This is a genomic window from Marinobacter sp., from assembly GCF_039977835.1.
Lineage (GTDB): Bacteria > Pseudomonadota > Gammaproteobacteria > Pseudomonadales > Oleiphilaceae > Marinobacter.
The window spans coordinates 18,769-36,185 of the sequence record NZ_JBDWCL010000054.1; the positions used below are offsets into that span (position 1 = coordinate 18,769).

The 17,417-nt window shown below is 56.2% G+C and carries 12 protein-coding genes; all 12 read left to right on the top strand.

The genetic code is table 11. The features are described 5' to 3' along the window. The first annotated feature begins 17 nt into the window (after positions 1 to 17). Positions 18 to 1,268, top strand: coding sequence for a DNA repair protein (locus tag ABJM11_RS16335; protein ID WP_348292677.1), 1,251 nt, complete (start codon positions 18 to 20; stop codon positions 1,266 to 1,268). A 131-nt stretch (positions 1,269 to 1,399) separates the two neighbouring features. Then, positions 1,400 to 2,284 (top strand): NAD(+) kinase, encoded by an 885-nt coding sequence (locus ABJM11_RS16340; RefSeq protein WP_137437754.1) that lies wholly within the window; start codon positions 1,400 to 1,402, stop codon positions 2,282 to 2,284. Between the two features lie 4 nt (positions 2,285 to 2,288). Next, entirely contained in the window at positions 2,289 to 3,302 is a 1,014-nt protein-coding gene (locus ABJM11_RS16345) for a metallophosphoesterase (protein WP_348292679.1), read from the top strand. 3 nt (positions 3,303 to 3,305) lie between these two features. After that, a complete protein-coding gene (locus tag ABJM11_RS16350; protein ID WP_348292681.1) occupies positions 3,306 to 4,181 on the top strand; it encodes a rhomboid family intramembrane serine protease in 876 nt (291 codons plus the stop codon). A 148-nt stretch (positions 4,182 to 4,329) separates the two neighbouring features. Next, a complete protein-coding gene (locus ABJM11_RS16355) occupies positions 4,330 to 4,629 on the top strand; it encodes a DUF1315 family protein (protein WP_348292683.1) in 300 nt (99 codons plus the stop codon). 35 nt (positions 4,630 to 4,664) lie between these two features. Next, a complete protein-coding gene (locus ABJM11_RS16360) occupies positions 4,665 to 5,468 on the top strand; it encodes a DUF2797 domain-containing protein (RefSeq protein ID WP_407070005.1) in 804 nt (267 codons plus the stop codon). Positions 5,469 to 5,498: 30 nt separating this feature from the next. After that, a complete protein-coding gene (gene pepN, locus ABJM11_RS16365) occupies positions 5,499 to 8,156 on the top strand; it encodes an aminopeptidase N (RefSeq protein ID WP_348292685.1) in 2,658 nt (885 codons plus the stop codon). Between the two features lie 176 nt (positions 8,157 to 8,332). Further along, a complete protein-coding gene (locus tag ABJM11_RS16370; protein WP_348292687.1) occupies positions 8,333 to 9,721 on the top strand; it encodes a DUF1329 domain-containing protein in 1,389 nt (462 codons plus the stop codon). 154 nt (positions 9,722 to 9,875) lie between these two features. Further along, complete coding sequence (locus ABJM11_RS16375) at positions 9,876 to 11,024, top strand: YCF48-related protein (RefSeq protein WP_348292688.1); 1,149 nt, start codon at positions 9,876 to 9,878, stop codon at positions 11,022 to 11,024. A gap of 46 nt (positions 11,025 to 11,070) precedes the next feature. After that, positions 11,071 to 13,455 (top strand): MMPL family transporter, encoded by a 2,385-nt coding sequence (locus ABJM11_RS16380; RefSeq protein WP_348292689.1) that lies wholly within the window; start codon positions 11,071 to 11,073, stop codon positions 13,453 to 13,455. Between the two features lie 188 nt (positions 13,456 to 13,643). Further along, positions 13,644 to 14,627 (top strand): TAXI family TRAP transporter solute-binding subunit, encoded by a 984-nt coding sequence (locus ABJM11_RS16385; RefSeq protein ID WP_348292691.1) that lies wholly within the window; start codon positions 13,644 to 13,646, stop codon positions 14,625 to 14,627. Between the two features lie 84 nt (positions 14,628 to 14,711). Beyond that, entirely contained in the window at positions 14,712 to 17,309 is a 2,598-nt protein-coding gene (locus tag ABJM11_RS16390) for a TRAP transporter permease (protein WP_348292692.1), read from the top strand. Positions 17,310 to 17,417: the final 108 nt, after the last annotated feature.

Sequence of the window (17,417 nt, forward strand, 5' to 3'; positions counted from 1 at the left end):
GGAGCGGGGAGTGAGCAATGGGGTCTGCCGACCAGGCAAATGATGGTTACTCGGCGGTGTTTTTCATGGATGGCAGCCAGGTGTCACGGCAGATGCGTGCGTCGGAATTTGGTGCCTTCCTGGATGGCTATGTAGGGCTGTCGGACCTGGCAGACACCGACGTCAAGGCAGTTTACGTGCTTATGGGTACGGATCTTCTGGTGCGCTCCCTGGTATTTTTCCGTATCTACTTCGACGAAGAAGGTCGCGCTGACAGCCACTGGAACTTGCCGGTGGAGAAGCTTGCGAGAAAGGGGGCGAAGGGCCCCGATATGGGGGCCGGACCGATTCGTCTGGTATGCCGCAGCCAGTGTCCGAAATCGGCCAACGCCGAAGAGCTATGGGACCCGGATATGACCCCCGGAAGCAACCATTTTCAGGCGATTCGCCGCGCCCTGGAAGCAAACAGCCTGAAGCTCCGGAAAGTGGAACCCGCACCGGAGGAGAATATTCCGGTTCTTGGCGATGAGTCCCGTAGCCCTGAAGACCTCGAGTCCTCCGCCGATCGCGTCCGCCTGGCGCGTGTCATTCGCGAACAGCGGCTTCGCATCAAAACCCTGCAGAGTGTTCACCGGGATGCCCTCTCTGACATCCAGCGGGAAAATCGTCATGAAATGCAGGCATTGCGCAATGAAATGGCGGAGCTCCAGCAGAAATTCGAACGCCAGAAACTGAGTAACGAGCAACTGAAGAAACGTCTTGCGGAGCGCAACGAACAGTATCTGTCGATGCAGGAGCAGATTGCTGGCGGCGATGAGCAAAAGCAGCGCGAGGAGGCCACGACAGACGCCGAGGTTGTGTTGTTACGGGAGCAACTGGAGCGCAGGCAGCGCGAACTGGAACTCCGGGATGAGAAAATCGTGGCCCTCGATCAGGAAAACTACGAGCTGCGTAACCAGACACCCACGGAAAATTCAGTGATGGAGCACCTACAGAGCCATTCGGTTTTTCTGGTGGCGTACCACCCTGGCGTTGGCCACATAACCCTGCCATACGATGATATCGAGACCTATTTCCGCAACCCGGTCGCCTATGCCGCAGAACGTTGTGGCCTCAACGAACCCGCCTACAGAGAGTGGCTCGAGCATTACGAGAACCCTGTCTGTCACCATAAGCATGATGACGGAAGCGTATGTAACGAACCGGTGATGCGTGTCAGCCAGCCCGCCGACTTCCAGGCGGGAATCGATGACCGCTGTGAAAACCACCAGCCCCAGAGTAAGAATTAACGCTTTACTGCCTGCCCTGAGCGGGATCTTTTTTCAGAATCCGGCCGTATTTCGTTACTATGGTCTTCCAGACGTGCCCGGGATATTCGTGAGATTGATTCCGGCCCATACAGATATCCACAGGAAGCTACATGGATCAATTCAGAAACATTGGCGTGATTGGCCGCATGGGCAGCGTCAAGGTGGTCGAGTCGCTGCGTCAGCTCAAACAATACCTGACGAATAACCACTACCACGTGATTATCGAAGAAGACACGGCAAGCATGTTGCCGGGCCATGGCCTGCAGGTGGCAAGCAAAAAACTTCTGGGGGAAATCTGTGATCTGGTAATTGTTGTTGGCGGCGACGGCAGTCTGCTTGGCGCGGCCAGGGAGCTGGCCAAATCGAAGATCCCCCTGTTGGGGGTCAATCGCGGCCGCCTGGGCTTTCTGACGGACATATCACCGTCCGATCTGGAGGAACGGCTGGGCAAGGTCCTGCAAGGTGAGTACATCGAAGAGACCCGCTTCCTGCTGGATGGACATGTTGAGCGTAATGGTCAGCCCCTTGGTTTCGGAACGGCACTGAACGATGTGGTACTTCACCCCGGCAAATCTACCCGGATGATCGGCTTCGATCTGTATATCGACGGACATTTCGTATATAGCCAGAGGTCAGACGGGCTTATTGTGTCCACACCTACCGGCTCGACGGCCTACTCGCTGTCAGCGGGTGGGCCGATTATGCATCCCAAGCTCGATGCGGTTGTGCTGGTGCCCATGTTCCCGCACACCCTTAGCAGTCGCCCCATCGTGGTAGATGGCAAGAGCGAGATCAAACTGGTGATCGGGGAAACCAACGAAACCTATCCACAGATCAGTTTCGATGGGCAGATGAATATTGCCTGCGCGCCTGGCGATATTATTCGTATCACCAAGAAGCCCTTCAAGATTCGCCTTATTCACCCCGCGGATCACAATTTTTACGCCACATGCCGGGACAAGCTGGGCTGGGCCAGTGAGATTTCAGCGAGTTAAAAACATGGCAGGACAGGCAAGATCCGCAAGCCGCGGCTACGATATTATCGGCGATATTCACGGATGCGCACATACTCTTGAAAGACTGCTGAAGCAGATGGGATACCGCAAGGTAAACGGAATTTACGAGCATGTACGGCGGCAGGCCATTTTCATCGGCGATATCATTGACCGGGGGCCGCGCATTCGTGAGTCCCTGCATCTGGTTCGGGACATGGTTGAACATGGTTCCGCCCGCATCGTCATGGGTAACCATGAGTACAATGCCCTCGGTTACTGCACCCGTGCCCGGCCAGGCAGTGGCAGGAAGTTTCTGCGCGAGCACAATGCCCGCCATGATCGGCTGATCCGTGAAACCCTTGAGCAGTTCGAGCACCACCCCCACGAGTGGAACGAGTTTCTGGAATGGTTCTACACAATCCCGCTGTTTATAGACGAGCCGGATTTCCGGGCCGTGCATGCCTGCTGGGATAGCGACCTGATCAACAAATTCAAGCAAAGCCAGGGCGGGGCCTGTATCGACGATGATTTCCTTCATGCCTCCGCGGCCATTGAGTCTTTCGCCGGACAGGTAATGGATACGCTGCTGCGCGGCACTGACCTGCGGCTGCCACCAGGGGTAAAGATTACAGGCAAGGACGGTTATGTGCGGGAGTTTTTCCGCACCAAGTTCTGGGCCGACAACCCCAGGACGTACGCCGACGTGGTTTTCCAGCCGGACCCGCTGCCTGAAGAGGTTGCCTGCCGCGAGCTGACCGATGCCGAACGCAGCCAGCTCATCAGCTATCCGGCATCGGCGCCGCCGGTGTTCGTAGGGCACTACTGGATGGAAGGAAAGCCCGCACCGCTCAAGCACAACGTGGCCTGTATCGACTTCAGTGCCGTCAAATATGGCAAGCTGGTGGCTTATCGACTGGATGGAGAGCGCACCCTGTCCCGCGACAAGTTTGTCTGGGTGGATGTGGAACGTCCTGAGCAGCCGGAGTATCCCACCAGCGAAGACAGCATAGCGAGGTAGCCTGTGTACCGGATCAAGCAGATCGACACTACGGTGAACCTGGCAGGCTTCAGTCGCTGGCTGAAAGAGCAGGGAGTGGGGCACCGTATCACCGAGGAGGGTGGCTACCAGGTGCTCTGGCTGGACAACCCCGAGCATACCGAGCCAGTACTTCAGGCCCTTGAGCGTTTCCTGAGTGAACCGGAAATCCAGCAGGCAGTGAACACCACCGCACGGTCTCCGGTGTTTGTGGGTGGTCGCTGGCAGCCGTCACCACGGCATGCACCCGTCGTGCTGGGGATGATCCTGCTGGCGCTGGTGATGGCCTGGGTTACGGCCATGGGCCAGAATCAGCTATCCACTCTACTGATGTTTGTGGACCCCCGGTTTTACGAATGGGGCAGCATGGCGGAGCGTATCCAGGCGCTGTCATCTACGCTGGCGAGTGGCCAGCTCTGGCGCCTGTTTACGCCGGATTTTCTGCATTTCAGCTGGACTCACATCATCTTTAATTCGGTCATGCTCTGGTTTCTGGGCAGTCAGATCGAGTGGTTTGATGGCCGTGCCCGTTTGCTCGTGCTGTTTGTGTTCACCAGCCTGTTGTCCAACGGATTACAGTACATTGTCTCCGGTCCGTTATTTGGCGGATTGTCCGGTGTTGTATACGGCATTCTTGGCTATTGCTGGCTCAGCCAGAGGCGGGTGCCCAGGTTCCAGTTCCCTCCTGCATTGGTGACTTTTGCAGTAGCCTGGATGGTCATCGGGTTTACACCCTTGCCGGAGATGCTGGGATTGGGACGAATGGCGAATGAGGCTCACCTGGGTGGTTTTGTGGCGGGCCTGGCCCTGGCAGCGATTTTGCCGGTATCAAAAAAAGCCCCGCGAAATCGCGGGGCATGAAAAGAGCGTTTAGCTCCTGATGAGAGAGACCAAATGAACACGACCTCGGTCATTTGGTGAGTTAATGATAATCATTATCGTTTATTGTTGTCAACGGGTTTGCTCATTTTTTTGTTAGAGAGCGAATGGACAGTGACTGGAGAGTGAGATGACATACGAAGAGCTGATCAAGCGGCTGGACCCGGCGGTCTACCAGAGCCTCAAGCGCGCCCTGGAACTGGGCAAGTGGCCAGACGGCCGCCAACTGAATGATGAACAGCGTTCGATCTGCATGGAGGCCGTTATCTATTACGAGGATCATCACCAGATCCCCATGGAAGAGCGGGTCGGGTATCTTGATCGGGGAAAAAAGGCCGGGACTGCCTGTGATCCGAGCGTGGCTCGCACAGCCGGAAGCTCCACTAACGGGGCGGCGGACTCTGACAAGTTCTTCGAGGTGAAGTCTTGACCGCACTGGTTGATATTGCCGGTCGCCTTCGCAAGATGCCGGCCGAGCCCGGTGATCCAGTCAGCTATACCATCCGTGTAGGGGATACGCGAATTCCTCTGAACGAGATGGTGGGCTTTCCGCTACAGCTCGATTTTGATGGCGTGATACGCTGTATCAACTGCGACCGAAAAACCAGCAAGAGTTTCAATCAGGGTTATTGTTACCCCTGTTTTCGCAAGCTGGCGGCGTGTGACAGTTGCATCATGAGTCCGGAAAAGTGCCATTATCATGAAGGAACCTGTCGCGAGCCAGAGTGGGGCGAAACCCACTGTATGATTGAGCATGTGGTTTATCTGGCCAATTCCTCCGGGCTGAAGGTCGGCATTACCAGAGGCTCGCAGGTGCCCACGCGCTGGATTGATCAGGGGGCTGTCGATGCTATTCCCATGGTAAGGGTCGCCACCCGTCAGCTGGCGGGATTTGTTGAGGTAGTCTGCAAGAAATACGTTGCGGATCGCACAAACTGGCAGGCGATGCTGAAGGGCCAGGTGCCAGAGCTGAATCTTTTGGAAGAGCGCCGCCGCATATTGGGGCTGATAGCCGAGGACCTGGTCGAGCTGAGGGCTACCTATGGTGACAGCGCCATCCGGGCAGTGGAGGAAGGCAGCCTTGCTTTGAGTTATCCGGTGCAGGTGTGGCCCCAGAAGGTGAAAGCCCATAATCTGGACAAATCACCGACTGCCGAAGGCGTCCTTCAGGGCATCAAGGGCCAGTATCTCATCCTCGACACAGGCGTAATCAACATACGTAAGTACACTGGTTACGAAGTCCGCTTCCGGGTCTATCCGAAGAACTGACACAGACCCCACAAATTCTGGAGAAAGCGAATGCGTACCAGCCAGCCACAGACCATATATCTGAAAGATTACCGCGTCCCCGTTTTTCTGGTGGACCACGTGGACCTGCGTTTCGAACTGTTTGAGGATGGGGCAAGGGTACACAGTACCTTGTCCATGCGCCGTAACCCTGACAGCGACAGCCCGGACAAAAGTCTTGAGCTCAATGGCGACACCCTGACCACCCTGGAGTCGCTGAGTCTGGACGGCCGTGAATTGGCGAAAGAGGCCTTTGAGGATCGCGTCGACAAACTGGTGGTCCACGAAGTGCCGGACAGCTTCGACCTGGGCGTGGTGACCTGGATAGAGCCTCAGAACAACACCCGTCTGGAAGGTCTTTACCAGTCTTCCGGCATGTTCTGTACCCAGTGCGAAGCCGAGGGTTTTCGCTGTATCACTTACTTCCCCGACCGTCCCGACGTCATGGCCCGCTTCCGCACCCGCATTGAGGCGGACAAGGCCCGATATCCGATCCTCCTTTCCAATGGCAACGATGTGGAAATGGGTGACCTGGATAATGGCAGGCACTTTGTGACCTGGGAAGATCCGTTCCCCAAGCCGTCCTACCTGTTTGCCCTGGTTGCCGGAGACCTTGTGGAGAAACGGGACAGCTTCCGGACCATGTCCGGCCGGGATATCAATCTGCGCATGTATGTGGAGCCCCGCAACGCCGAAAAGTGCGATCACGCCATGGATTCCCTGAAGCGCTCCATGCGCTGGGACGAAGAGGTGTATGGCCGCGAATACGATCTCGACATCTTCATGATCGTGGCAGTGGATGACTTCAACATGGGGGCCATGGAGAACAAGGGTTTGAATATTTTCAACTCATCCTGTGTGCTGGCCAGCCAGGAAACCGCAACGGATCTGGCATTCCAGCGTATCGAGTCGATTGTCGCCCACGAGTATTTCCACAACTGGTCCGGTAACCGTGTCACCTGTCGGGACTGGTTCCAGCTTAGCCTGAAAGAAGGCTTTACCGTTTTCCGGGACTCTCAGTTCTCCGCGGATATGGGCTCGCCCACCGTCAAGCGGATCGAAGATGCGAGCATGCTGAGAACAGCCCAGTTTGCCGAGGATTCCGGCCCAATGGCGCATCCCGTTCGCCCTGAGTCCTACATGGAAATTACCAACTTCTACACCCTTACGATTTACGAGAAAGGGTGCGAAGTGGTGGGGATGATCCATACGCTGCTTGGCCCCGACCTGTTCCGCAAGGGCAGTGACCTCTATTTTGAGCGCCACGACGGCCAGGCCGTGACTACCGACGACTTTGTCCGGGCCATGGAAGATGCCAGTGGCCGGGATCTGTCCCGGTTCCGCCTCTGGTATGAACAGGCTGGTACGCCAGAACTGACAGTGCGGGATGACTATGACCAGGCAGCCGGTATCTATCGCCTGACAATCGACCAGGCTATTCCGGATACTCCGGGCCAGACCCGCAAGAAACCCCAGCACATTCCGTTTGCTGTCGGGTTATTGGGGGCTGACGGCGAATCCTTGCCATTGAAACTGAGCTCTGGCGAAATGGACGCGCCCACAGACCGGGTACTGGAATTGACCGAGTCCAGTCACACGTTTGAGTTCCATGGTGTGTCCGAGCGTCCGGTCCCGTCACTGCTGAGAAACTTCTCGGCACCAGTACGGGTTTATTATCCCTGGACCCGGGACCAGTTGATGTTCCTCATGAGCCACGACCCGGACGGCTTCAATCGCTGGGACGCAGGCCAGCGGCTGGCTGTGGACGTGATCAACGGGCTGGTGGGAGACACCGCGGGCACGGCTGTTGACTCCGGATTGACGGAAGCCTATCGCGGCCTGTTAACCGATGCATCCCTGGACCAGGCACTGGTTGCGAAAATGCTGCAGTTGCCCTCTGAAGCCTATCTGATTGAACTGGCAGACAAGCCGAATGTGCCCGCCATCCACCAGGCGCGGGAAACAGTGCTTGGACACCTCGCAACTGCACTGCGTGACGATCTGATTACCTGTTATCAGCGCAACACCCTAGAGGGCCGCTACGAGGTGACGCCAGAGGCTGTCGCCCGCAGAAGTCTGCGAAATACCGCACTTGCCTGGCTGCTTCACTCAGACGACGAGCAGGGCCGGGCGCTGGCGGTAAGCCAGTTTAAAAATGCGGATAATATGACCGACCGCATGGGCGCATTGCGGGCCCTTGTGAATTCCGGATATGACCAGGAACGTGAAGCAGCACTGAACACTTTCTATGAACAATGGAAAGACGACCCGCAGGTGGTGGAGCAGTGGTTTGCTGTCCAGGCCGGTAGCAGCCGTACGGGCGGATTATCGGCGATTCACGAATTGTTGGCTCACCCGGCGTTCGACTGGAAAAATCCCAACAAGATCCGCTCGGTGATTGGGGTGTTTGCTGGCCAGAACCTGCCAGCGTTCCACGCCGAGGATGGCTCGGGCTACCGGTTCCTGGAGGAGCAGGTGCGCCGACTGGACGACAGCAATCCCCAAATTGCTGCAAGGTTGGTGTCTCCGCTGACCCGGTGGCGCAAATTCGCACCGGAGCATGGTGAGCAGATGAAGACCGCGCTTGAAGCCATCAGGGACAAATCCGGCCTGTCGCGGGATGTCTACGAGGTGGTCCACAAAAGCCTTGCGGGCAAGGCGGGAGAGTAGGCTGACATAGTATTCGCCCGGCCGTTTACAGAACCTGTCCCGGGCGGATACAAAATCGCACTTTCGGTCGATAGACAATATCGGCCAATCGGCTAACCTGTCAGGAGCCGATATTCCATGATGACACAATAAGAAAGGCCTTAAACAAGGCTTTCAGACAGGTTGAAGGTTAAACAATGAAGTACAAAAACAATGTAATTCTGGGCAGTCTGTTTGCGTTTTCTGTCTTTGCCATGCCAGTCAGTGCTGGTGTTTCATCGAGCGAAGCTGCTCGCCTCGGGCAGGATCTGACTCCTTTCGGCTCGGTGAAAGCTGGTAATGATGCGGGAACCATCCCGCCCTGGACGGGCGGCCTGACTGAAGCTCCTGCCGGCTATGAGGGTAGTGGTCAGCATCACATCAATCCGTTCCCGGATGATGAAGTGCTGTTCACCATCAACGCCTCGAACATGGAGCAGTACGACGAGTACCTGACGGATGGCCTTCGTGCCATGCTCGATACCTATCCCACCACGTTCCGTATCCCCATCTACAAGAGTCGGCGCACCCATGCGGTACCGGACTGGGTTGCTGAAAATACCAGAGAGAACGCGGTTGAGGCAGAGATTGTCGGTGAAGGCGAGGGTATTGATGGCGCCTTTGCGGGTTATCCGTTTCCCATTTTGCATGGCAACAATGAAGAGAAGGCCTGGCAGGTTATCTGGAACCACCTGACCCGCTGGCGCGGGGTTTCCGTAACCCGTCGCTCCAGTGAAGTTGCGGTTCAGACCGACGGGGATTACTCCCTGGTCACCTCGCAGCAGGAAGCTTTCTTCAATTACTACAATCCGGAAGGCAGCGAGGACGAGCTGGATAACGTCATTTTCTACTACCTGTCGTTCACTCAGTCTCCGCCCCGTCTCGCCGGCGGCGCCATCCTGATTCACGAAACCCTGAACCAGATTATCAATCCCCGTAACGGATGGGGCTATAATGCTGGCCAGCGTCGTGTTCGTCGTGCCCCGAACCTGGGCTATGATTCTCCGATTGCAGCAGCCGACAACCTCAGAACCGCCGACGATACCGATATCTTTAACGGCGCGCTGGACCGGTATAACTGGAACTACGAAGGAATGCGTGAGATCTACATTCCTTACAACAACTACCGCCTTGGTGAGAAGGGCACTCCCTACTCAGAAATACTTGGCATTTCCCACCTGAACCCTGACCTGACCCGCTGGGAGCTGCACCGTGTGCACGTTGTTGAGGCTACCCTGAAACAGGGTGAGCGCCACATCTATGGCAAGCGTCGTTTTTATGTGGACGCGGACAGCTGGAACACCGTGCTGCTGGACCAGTATGACGGTCGCGGTGAACTGTGGCGAGTGACCATGGGCATGGCGAAGAATTATTATGAACTGCCGGGCGTCTGGACCGTTCTGGATGTGTATCACGACCTCCAGGCTCGTCGCTATCACGTGCTGGGCCTTGATACCGAAGAGCCCTCCACACGAAAGTTCACGAACGATGTGCCCAACCGCCGCTATTTCTCACCAGCATCCCTCCGTCGCAGGAGTGTACGCTAGCGACTGCGCCAGTTGGCAGGAAAAGACTTTCGCCAGAGACGAGTGGCGACGAATATACCGGTGGCCGCAAGGTCACCGGTATATTCATAGTATCGGCCGGTATTACCGGCGTAATCAGAGTGACACAGTTCAACACAACATATAGGCAATCTGAATGGCTACAAGGTTGATGTGCAAGACTCTGGGAGCGGCCTGTCTTGGAGTGTCCATGGCAATGTCCGCGCCCTCGGTGTTTGCGCTTGCAGATATCATCGAAACCCCTTCCCGGCCCACCACTCTTGCGCCAGAGAATCTGCTCACTGATGCGGATCGGGCAGGAGATCGTATTGTGGCGGCCGGTGAGCGTGGTCATATCATTTATTCCGACGATCAGGGTGAAAGCTGGGTTCAGGCCGAGGTGCCGGTTCGTGCAACCCTGACCGGCGTTGACTTTGGCACAGACACCCACGGCTGGGCCGTGGGCCACAGTGGCGTGGTTCTCCATTCCGGCGACGCTGGCGAAACCTGGGAGCTGCAACTGACTGGTATTGACGCGGCCGAACTGGCTATTGCAAGCCGCCAGGAGCAGGTCGAAGAGATGGAACAGAAGATCGAGGAGGCCCCGGAAGAGGAGAAAGCCGACCTGGAGTGGGCTCTGGACGATCTGTTTTTCTCGTTGGAAAACATGGAATCCGACCTCGAAATCGGGCCGGTAAACCCGTTCCTGGACGTCTGGTTTGAAAACGAAGATCACGGCTTTGTGGTGGGTGCCTACGGCATGTTCCTGCGCACCACCGACGGTGGCGAAAACTGGCGTGACTGGGCGCCCAGGCTTGACAACCCCACCGGGTTCCACCTGAACGGCATTACCCGGATCACCGGAGGTGCGTTGGTGATTGTGGGTGAGGCGGGCCAGATCTTTGTCTCCGTTGATGGCGGAGACGGCTGGGAAAAACGTGAAAGCCCCTATGAAGGTTCCCTGTTTGGTGCCATTGGTACAGGCCAGGTGAATGAGATTCTGGCGTTTGGTTTGCGCGGCAACATGTTCCTCTCCACCGATCTGGGCAAGAGCTGGAAAGTGGTTCCGAACGAAGCGGGTGCAACGCTCAATGATGGTGCTGTGGCAGATGACGGCAGAATTACTCTGGTGGGTAACGGCGGTACGGTTCTGATGAGCACCAATGGCGGAGAATCCTTCCGGCCATACTCCAGGGATGACCGGGAAGGCGTCATGGATGTAGTGCCGGTATCCGGAACCAATCTCCTGATTGTGGGCGAGGGTGGCGTGAAGCATACCGATGCCCGCGGCAAGAACCTTCAATAACGCCCTGATGCGGCACCAACAGATCGAAAACGAGAGGGGCTTTTGAATGTCGAACCCGAAGCATGACAAGGGCGAGCATTACCTGACTACACCGAAGGCAGAACCGTTTCTGGAACGGCTGATCTTCAACAATCGGGCCATTATCCTGATTGCATTTTTCTTCCTGACCCTGTTTCTTGGCTACAACGCCATCAAAATCCAGCCTGATGCCAGTTTTGAGCGGATGATTCCGCTTGAGCATCCGTACATCGTTAACATGCTGGAGCACCGCAACGACCTGGAAAACCTGGGCAACTTCGTTCGTATCGCCGTAGAAGTGGAAGAAGGCGATATCTTTACGAAAGAGTACATGGAGACCCTGAAGCAGATCACCGACGAGGTGTTTTATCTCAACGGGGTTGATCGTTCCGGGCTGAAGTCTTTGTGGACCTCCAACGTTCGCTGGGTGGAAGTCACCGAGCAGGGGTTCCAGGGTGGTACGGTAATTCCGGACAACTACGACGGTTCGCGGGACAGCCTCGAGCGTCTGCGCCAGAACGTGCTCCGGTCGAACGAAGTGGGACGTCTGATCTCAGACAACTTCCGTTCCACCATCGTATATGCACCCCTGTACGAAAATAACCCTGAAACCGGCGAGCCGCTGGACTACGGCGAGTTTTCGCGTCAGTTGGAAGAGAAAATACGGAACAAGTACGAAGCGCAGAACCCGAACATTGATATTCACATTGTCGGTTTTGCCAAGAAAGTGGGTGACCTGATTGAAGGCATCGGCTCGATTGCCTGGTTTGCCGGTATTACCATCATTCTCACCACACTACTGCTGTTTGGTTACTCCCGCTGCATTACCGGAACGCTGGTGCCGGTATTTACCTCCATCATTGCTGTGTTCCTTCAGTTGGGTACTTTGAGGCTGCTGGGTTACGGGCTGGATCCGTACTCGGTGCTGGTTCCGTTCCTGGTGTTTGCCATTGGCATCAGTCACGGCGTTCAGATTGTTAATGCCATGGCCGTTGAGGCCGCGAAAGGATTCGATTCGGTTACCGCTGCACGGCTGGCGTTCCGGGCACTTTATATTCCGGGCATGCTGGCACTGATTTCCGATGCCTTCGGTTTCCTGACGCTGTTCTTCATCGAAATTGATGTAATCCGCGACCTGGCGGTTGCCGCCGGTATCGGTGTGGCGTTCGTTATCCTGACCAACCTGGTGTTGCACGTCCTGATCATGTCCTATCTGGGCATTTCCAGGGGTGGCGTCCGTCATGTGCAGAACCATGGTGAGAAGCAGGACCGGAAGTGGCGCATCATGTCTTATTTTGCGCACCCGGGGGTGGCTCCGATTTCGCTGCTGATTGCGGTGATCGGCCTTGGGCTTGGTCTTTACTACAAGCAGGGTCTGAAGGTCGGTGACCTTGATCAGGGTGCCCCCGAGCTGAGGGCTGATTCCCGTTACAACAAGGACAACGCCTTCATCATCGATAATTACTCCACCAGTGCCGATGTCCTGGTAGTGATGGTGAAGACCGAGGAAGAGCAGTGTACCCAGTACAACACGCTCAGGGCCATGGATACGCTGCAGTGGGAGCTGGAGAATACGCCAGGTGTCCAGTCTTCCGCCTCGCTTGCGAATGTGTCCAAGCTGGTGACAAAGGCGCTGAATGAGGGTAACTGGAAGTGGTATGAAATCTCACGCAACCAGACCATCATCAATGCCTCCATTCGTGAAGCCCCGGCGGGTCTGATCAATACGAACTGTGACCTGACACCAGTGCTTGTATTCCTTGAGGATCACAAGGCTGAAACGCTGAAGACGGTAACAGAACGTGTCGAGGAGTTTGCCAGCAACAATAATAACGAAGAGCACACCTTCCTGCTGGGTGCCGGCAACGCGGGCGTCGAGGCTGCAACCAACGACGTCATCTCCAGCGCCAAGAACATGATGCTGATCTTCGTCTATGGCGTGGTCGCCTCATTGTGCCTGCTGACCTTCCGGTCAATCCGGGCGGTGTTGTGTATCCTGATTCCGCTCGGGCTCACGTCCATTCTGGCTGAGGCGATCATGGCGGTGTCCGGTATCGGTATAAAGGTTGCCACACTGCCGGTTATCGCGTTGGGTGTGGGTATCGGTGTCGACTACGGCATCTATATCTACAGCAAGCTCGAGAAGTTCCTGCTTGAGGGCAAGACGCTTCAGGAAGCCTATTTCGAAACCCTGCGGTCCACGGGTAAGGCCGTTATCTTTACCGGTGTTACTCTAGGTATTGGTGTGGTGACCTGGATCTTCTCCCCCATCAAGTTCCAGGCAGATATGGGCCTGCTGTTGTTCTTCATGTTCATCTGGAACATGGTTGGTTCCATCTGGCTGCTGCCGGCCCTGGCGCGCTTCCTGCTGCGCCCGGACCGTATGGTTGCCAAGGCCCGCGCGAACAAATAAGATTCGCAAATGCCTGAACAGAAAAGCCCGCGCTGCGGGCTTTTTTGTTTTTCGCTCAAGCGGTTAGCGTGCTAATCCTGGCTTTATTTATGGCCGGAATTGGTCTATGTTTTAAGGCGAACGTGGAGAGTGTCTGTGTAAACGCACAGACCGAAAAAAAGCAATAACGAACACAAAAGGGAAAAGTCATGGCACTGAAACAGAAATTTTCCGCACTCGCGGTTGCGGCCGCAGTCAGCTTTGGAGCGACCTCTACCGCGGTGAATGCGCAGGAACAGCAGTTCGTCACCATCGGCACCGGTGGTGTAACCGGCGTTTACTACCCGGCCGGCGGTGCAATTTGCCGCCTGGTTAATATGGATCGCAAAGAACATGGTATCCGTTGCTCTGTTGAGAGCACCGGTGGGTCGGTCTATAACCTGAACGCGATTCGCCAGGGTGAACTGGATCTGGCTGTTGCCCAGTCTGACTGGCAATATCATGCCTATAACGGTACCAGTGAGTTTGAAAAAGACGGCAAGAATGAGAAGCTCCGCGCCGTGTTTTCGCTTCACCCTGAACCGTTTACCGTTGTAGCCAGCAAAGGCTCCGGCATCAAGACCTTTGAAGACCTGGAAGGCAAGAGGGTTTCCGTGGGCAACCCCGGTTCTGGTCAGCGGGCTACCGCAGAAGTTCTGATGGAAGAAATGGGCTGGACCATGGACAAGTTCTCCCTGGCCGCGGAATTGAAGGCGGCCGAGCAATCCCAGGCGCTTTGTGACGGCAACATCGACGCTTTCTTCTATACGGTTGGCCACCCTTCCGGCGCCATCAAAGAAGCAACGACCTCCTGCGACAGTGTGATCGTCAGCGTCGATAATGAAGCGACAAAGGCGCTGATCGATGAGAACCCGTATTACAAGGCAGCCACTATCCCCGGCGGAATGTATCGGGGAAGCGACGAAGACACCACGACCTTCGGCGTTGCCGCCACATTCGTGTCCTCCACCGATGTTTCGGAGGACGTAGTGTATGAGGTGGTCAAGGCAGTATTCGAGAACTTCGACAGCTTCAAGCGCCTCCACCCGGCGTTTGGCGTGCTTAACAAGGAAGAAATGGTGTCCGACGCTCTGAGTGCACCGCTGCACCCTGGCGCCGAGAAGTACTACAAAGAAGCCGGCCTGATCGACTGATTCTGTAACCGGTAAACAGCACCGCAGGCATTCCAGCCTGCGGTGTTTTGATCTCCGACCCGCTATATTTTACAGGACCCAGCTATGGCCAATAGCGAACCGAGAGCCGGGGATACCATGGACAGCAAGAAGGTTGCAGAAGTTCTTCAGACCGAAACCGGCGGAAGAGCTGCGACTGGAACGGCTGCCCGGATACTCTTTATTGTTCCCCTGTTCTGGTCACTTTTTCAGCTATGGATAGCGTCGCCGCTGCCTTACATTGTCGAGTTCGGCGTTTTTAACTCGACGGAGTCCAGATCTATCCATCTTGCATTCGCCACCTTCCTGGCGTTTGCTGCCTACCCGATGATTCGGGGCAGGAATGTCGATCACGTTCCTTTCTACGACTGGATTCTTGCACTGGCTGCCGCGTTTGCAGCTTCCTATCTGTACTTTTTCTACGACGAACTGGCCACACGCCCGGGTTCGCCCATAACCCAGGACCTGATCGTCGCCCTTGGTGGTATGGTACTGCTGCTTGAGGCTACCCGCCGGGCGTTGGGGTTGCCGCTGACTATTGTGGCGGGCGTATTTCTCATCTATGCACTGGCCGGCCCCTACATGCCGGATGTGATCTCCCACAAGGGCGCCAGCTTGAGCAAGCTATCGTCCCATATGTGGCTGGGTACGGAAGGTGTATTCGGTGTCGCCCTGGGCGTATCCACCAGCTTCGTCTTCCTGTTCGTCCTCTTTGGTGCGTTACTGGAGCGTGCAGGGGCGGGTAACTACTTCATCAAGGTTGCCTACGCCATGCTCGGCCACATGCGTGGCGGGCCAGCCAAGGCCGCTGTGGTATCCAGTGGTCTGAGCGGTGTCATTTCCGGCTCGTCCATCGCCAACGTGGTAACCACAGGTACGTTTACCATCCCGTTGATGAAACGGGTTGGCTTCCCGGCCACCAAGGCGGGTGCTGTTGAAGTGGCCGCCTCCACCAACGGTCAGCTGACCCCGCCAATCATGGGCGCGGCAGCCTTCCTGATGGTGGAGTACGTGGGGATTTCCTATCTCGAAGTCATCAAGCACGCGATACTGCCGGCGCTGATTTCCTATGTGGCACTGATTTACATCGTTCACCTTGAAGCCTGCAAGCTGAAGATGAAGGGCATTGAACGTCCGAATCGTCCAACACTGGCTCAGCGCCTGCTGAACTGGGTGGTGATTCTGCTAGGCCTGAGCGCTCTTACCTTTATCGTTTATTACGGCATTGGCTGGCTGAAAGTGGTCCTTGGCGAGTCAGCTGTGTGGGTGCTCGGGCCCCTGCTACTCATTGTCTACATCGGGTTGGTCTGGTATTCAACCCGCTTTCCTGCGCTTGAGCAGGATGATCCCGAGTCCTCAATGGATACGCTTCCGGACGTCGCGCCCACGGTGAAGACTGGTCTCTACTTCCTTTTGCCGGTGGTGGTGCTGGTCTGGTGTCTGACGGTTGAGCGCTTTTCTCCCCAACTGTCTGCATTCTGGGCCACAGTGTTCATGATTTTCATCGTCGTCACACAGCAGCCGCTAAAGGCCTTTTTTCATGAAAAGGGTAACTTCCTGGCGGAAACAAAAACCGGCTTTGTCGACCTGCTGCATTCTTTGGTGACGGGTGCCCGGAACATGGTAGGTATCGGCGTGGCGACGGCGACAGCCGGCATCGTGGTAGGCACTGTAACACTGACCGGTATTGGTCTGGTAATGACGCAGTTCGTAGAGTTCATATCGGGCGGCAATCTGCTGCTGATGCTGATCTTTACCGCCATTATCAGTCTGGTCCTCGGTATGGGGCTGCCCACCACGGCCAACTATATCGTGGTTTCCACGCTGATGGCGCCGGTGATCGTGACCCTCGGTGCCCAGAGCGGTTTGTTGGTGCCGCTCATTGCGGTCCATCTGTTTGTATTCTATTTCGGCATTCTGGCGGATGATACGCCGCCCGTGGGTCTGGCCGCCTACGCTGCGGCTGCCATCTCGGGGGCGGACCCCATACGAACGGGTATCCAGGGTTTCACCTACGATATCCGGACGGCCATTCTCCCATTCATGTTCATATTCAACACGCAGCTGCTGCTGATCGGGTTGACGGGCTGGGTTGACTTGCTGGTCACCATAGCCAGTGCGGTCACCGCCATGCTGGTCTTCTCCGCAGCGACGCAGGGCTATTGGTTTACCAAGAGCTATAAGTGGGAGTCGGCGCTGCTGCTGTTGATCACCTTTACCCTGTTCCGTCCGGGCTACTGGTGGGATATGGTCTACCCGGCAACGGCGGACAGGCCGGCAACTGAAGTGATGGAGCATGTTGAGAATGTACCTGCCGGTGGCTCCATCGTGCTTCAGGCGTCCGGTATGTCACTGAGTGGTGATGAAGTGTCTACTTACCTGAGTCTGGAGCTGCCAGCCGGTGAGTCGCCCGAGGCGAGGCTTGAAAGCGCCGGCCTGGAGCTGTCCCCTCAGGAAGATGCCATGGTGGTGGACTTCGTCGGTTATGGTAGTGCGGCTGAGGACGCCGGTATCAGCTTTGGCTGGACGATTGACTCAGTGCAGGTTGAGCTTGAGCGCCCGCCAAAAGAGCTGATGTTCATTCCTGCTCTCATCCTGCTGGGGCTTGTGGCCTTTGGTCAATTACGACGACGATCGCCGGAAGAGGCCAGTGCTTACGGCTGATCGCCTTATGTGGAAACCCGGCATTAACCTGCCGGGTTTTTTTCTGTTAAACTCCTGCCCGCAACGGTCCGCGGTTTGTGTCGCGGCCAACCGTCAACAAGTGGTCTT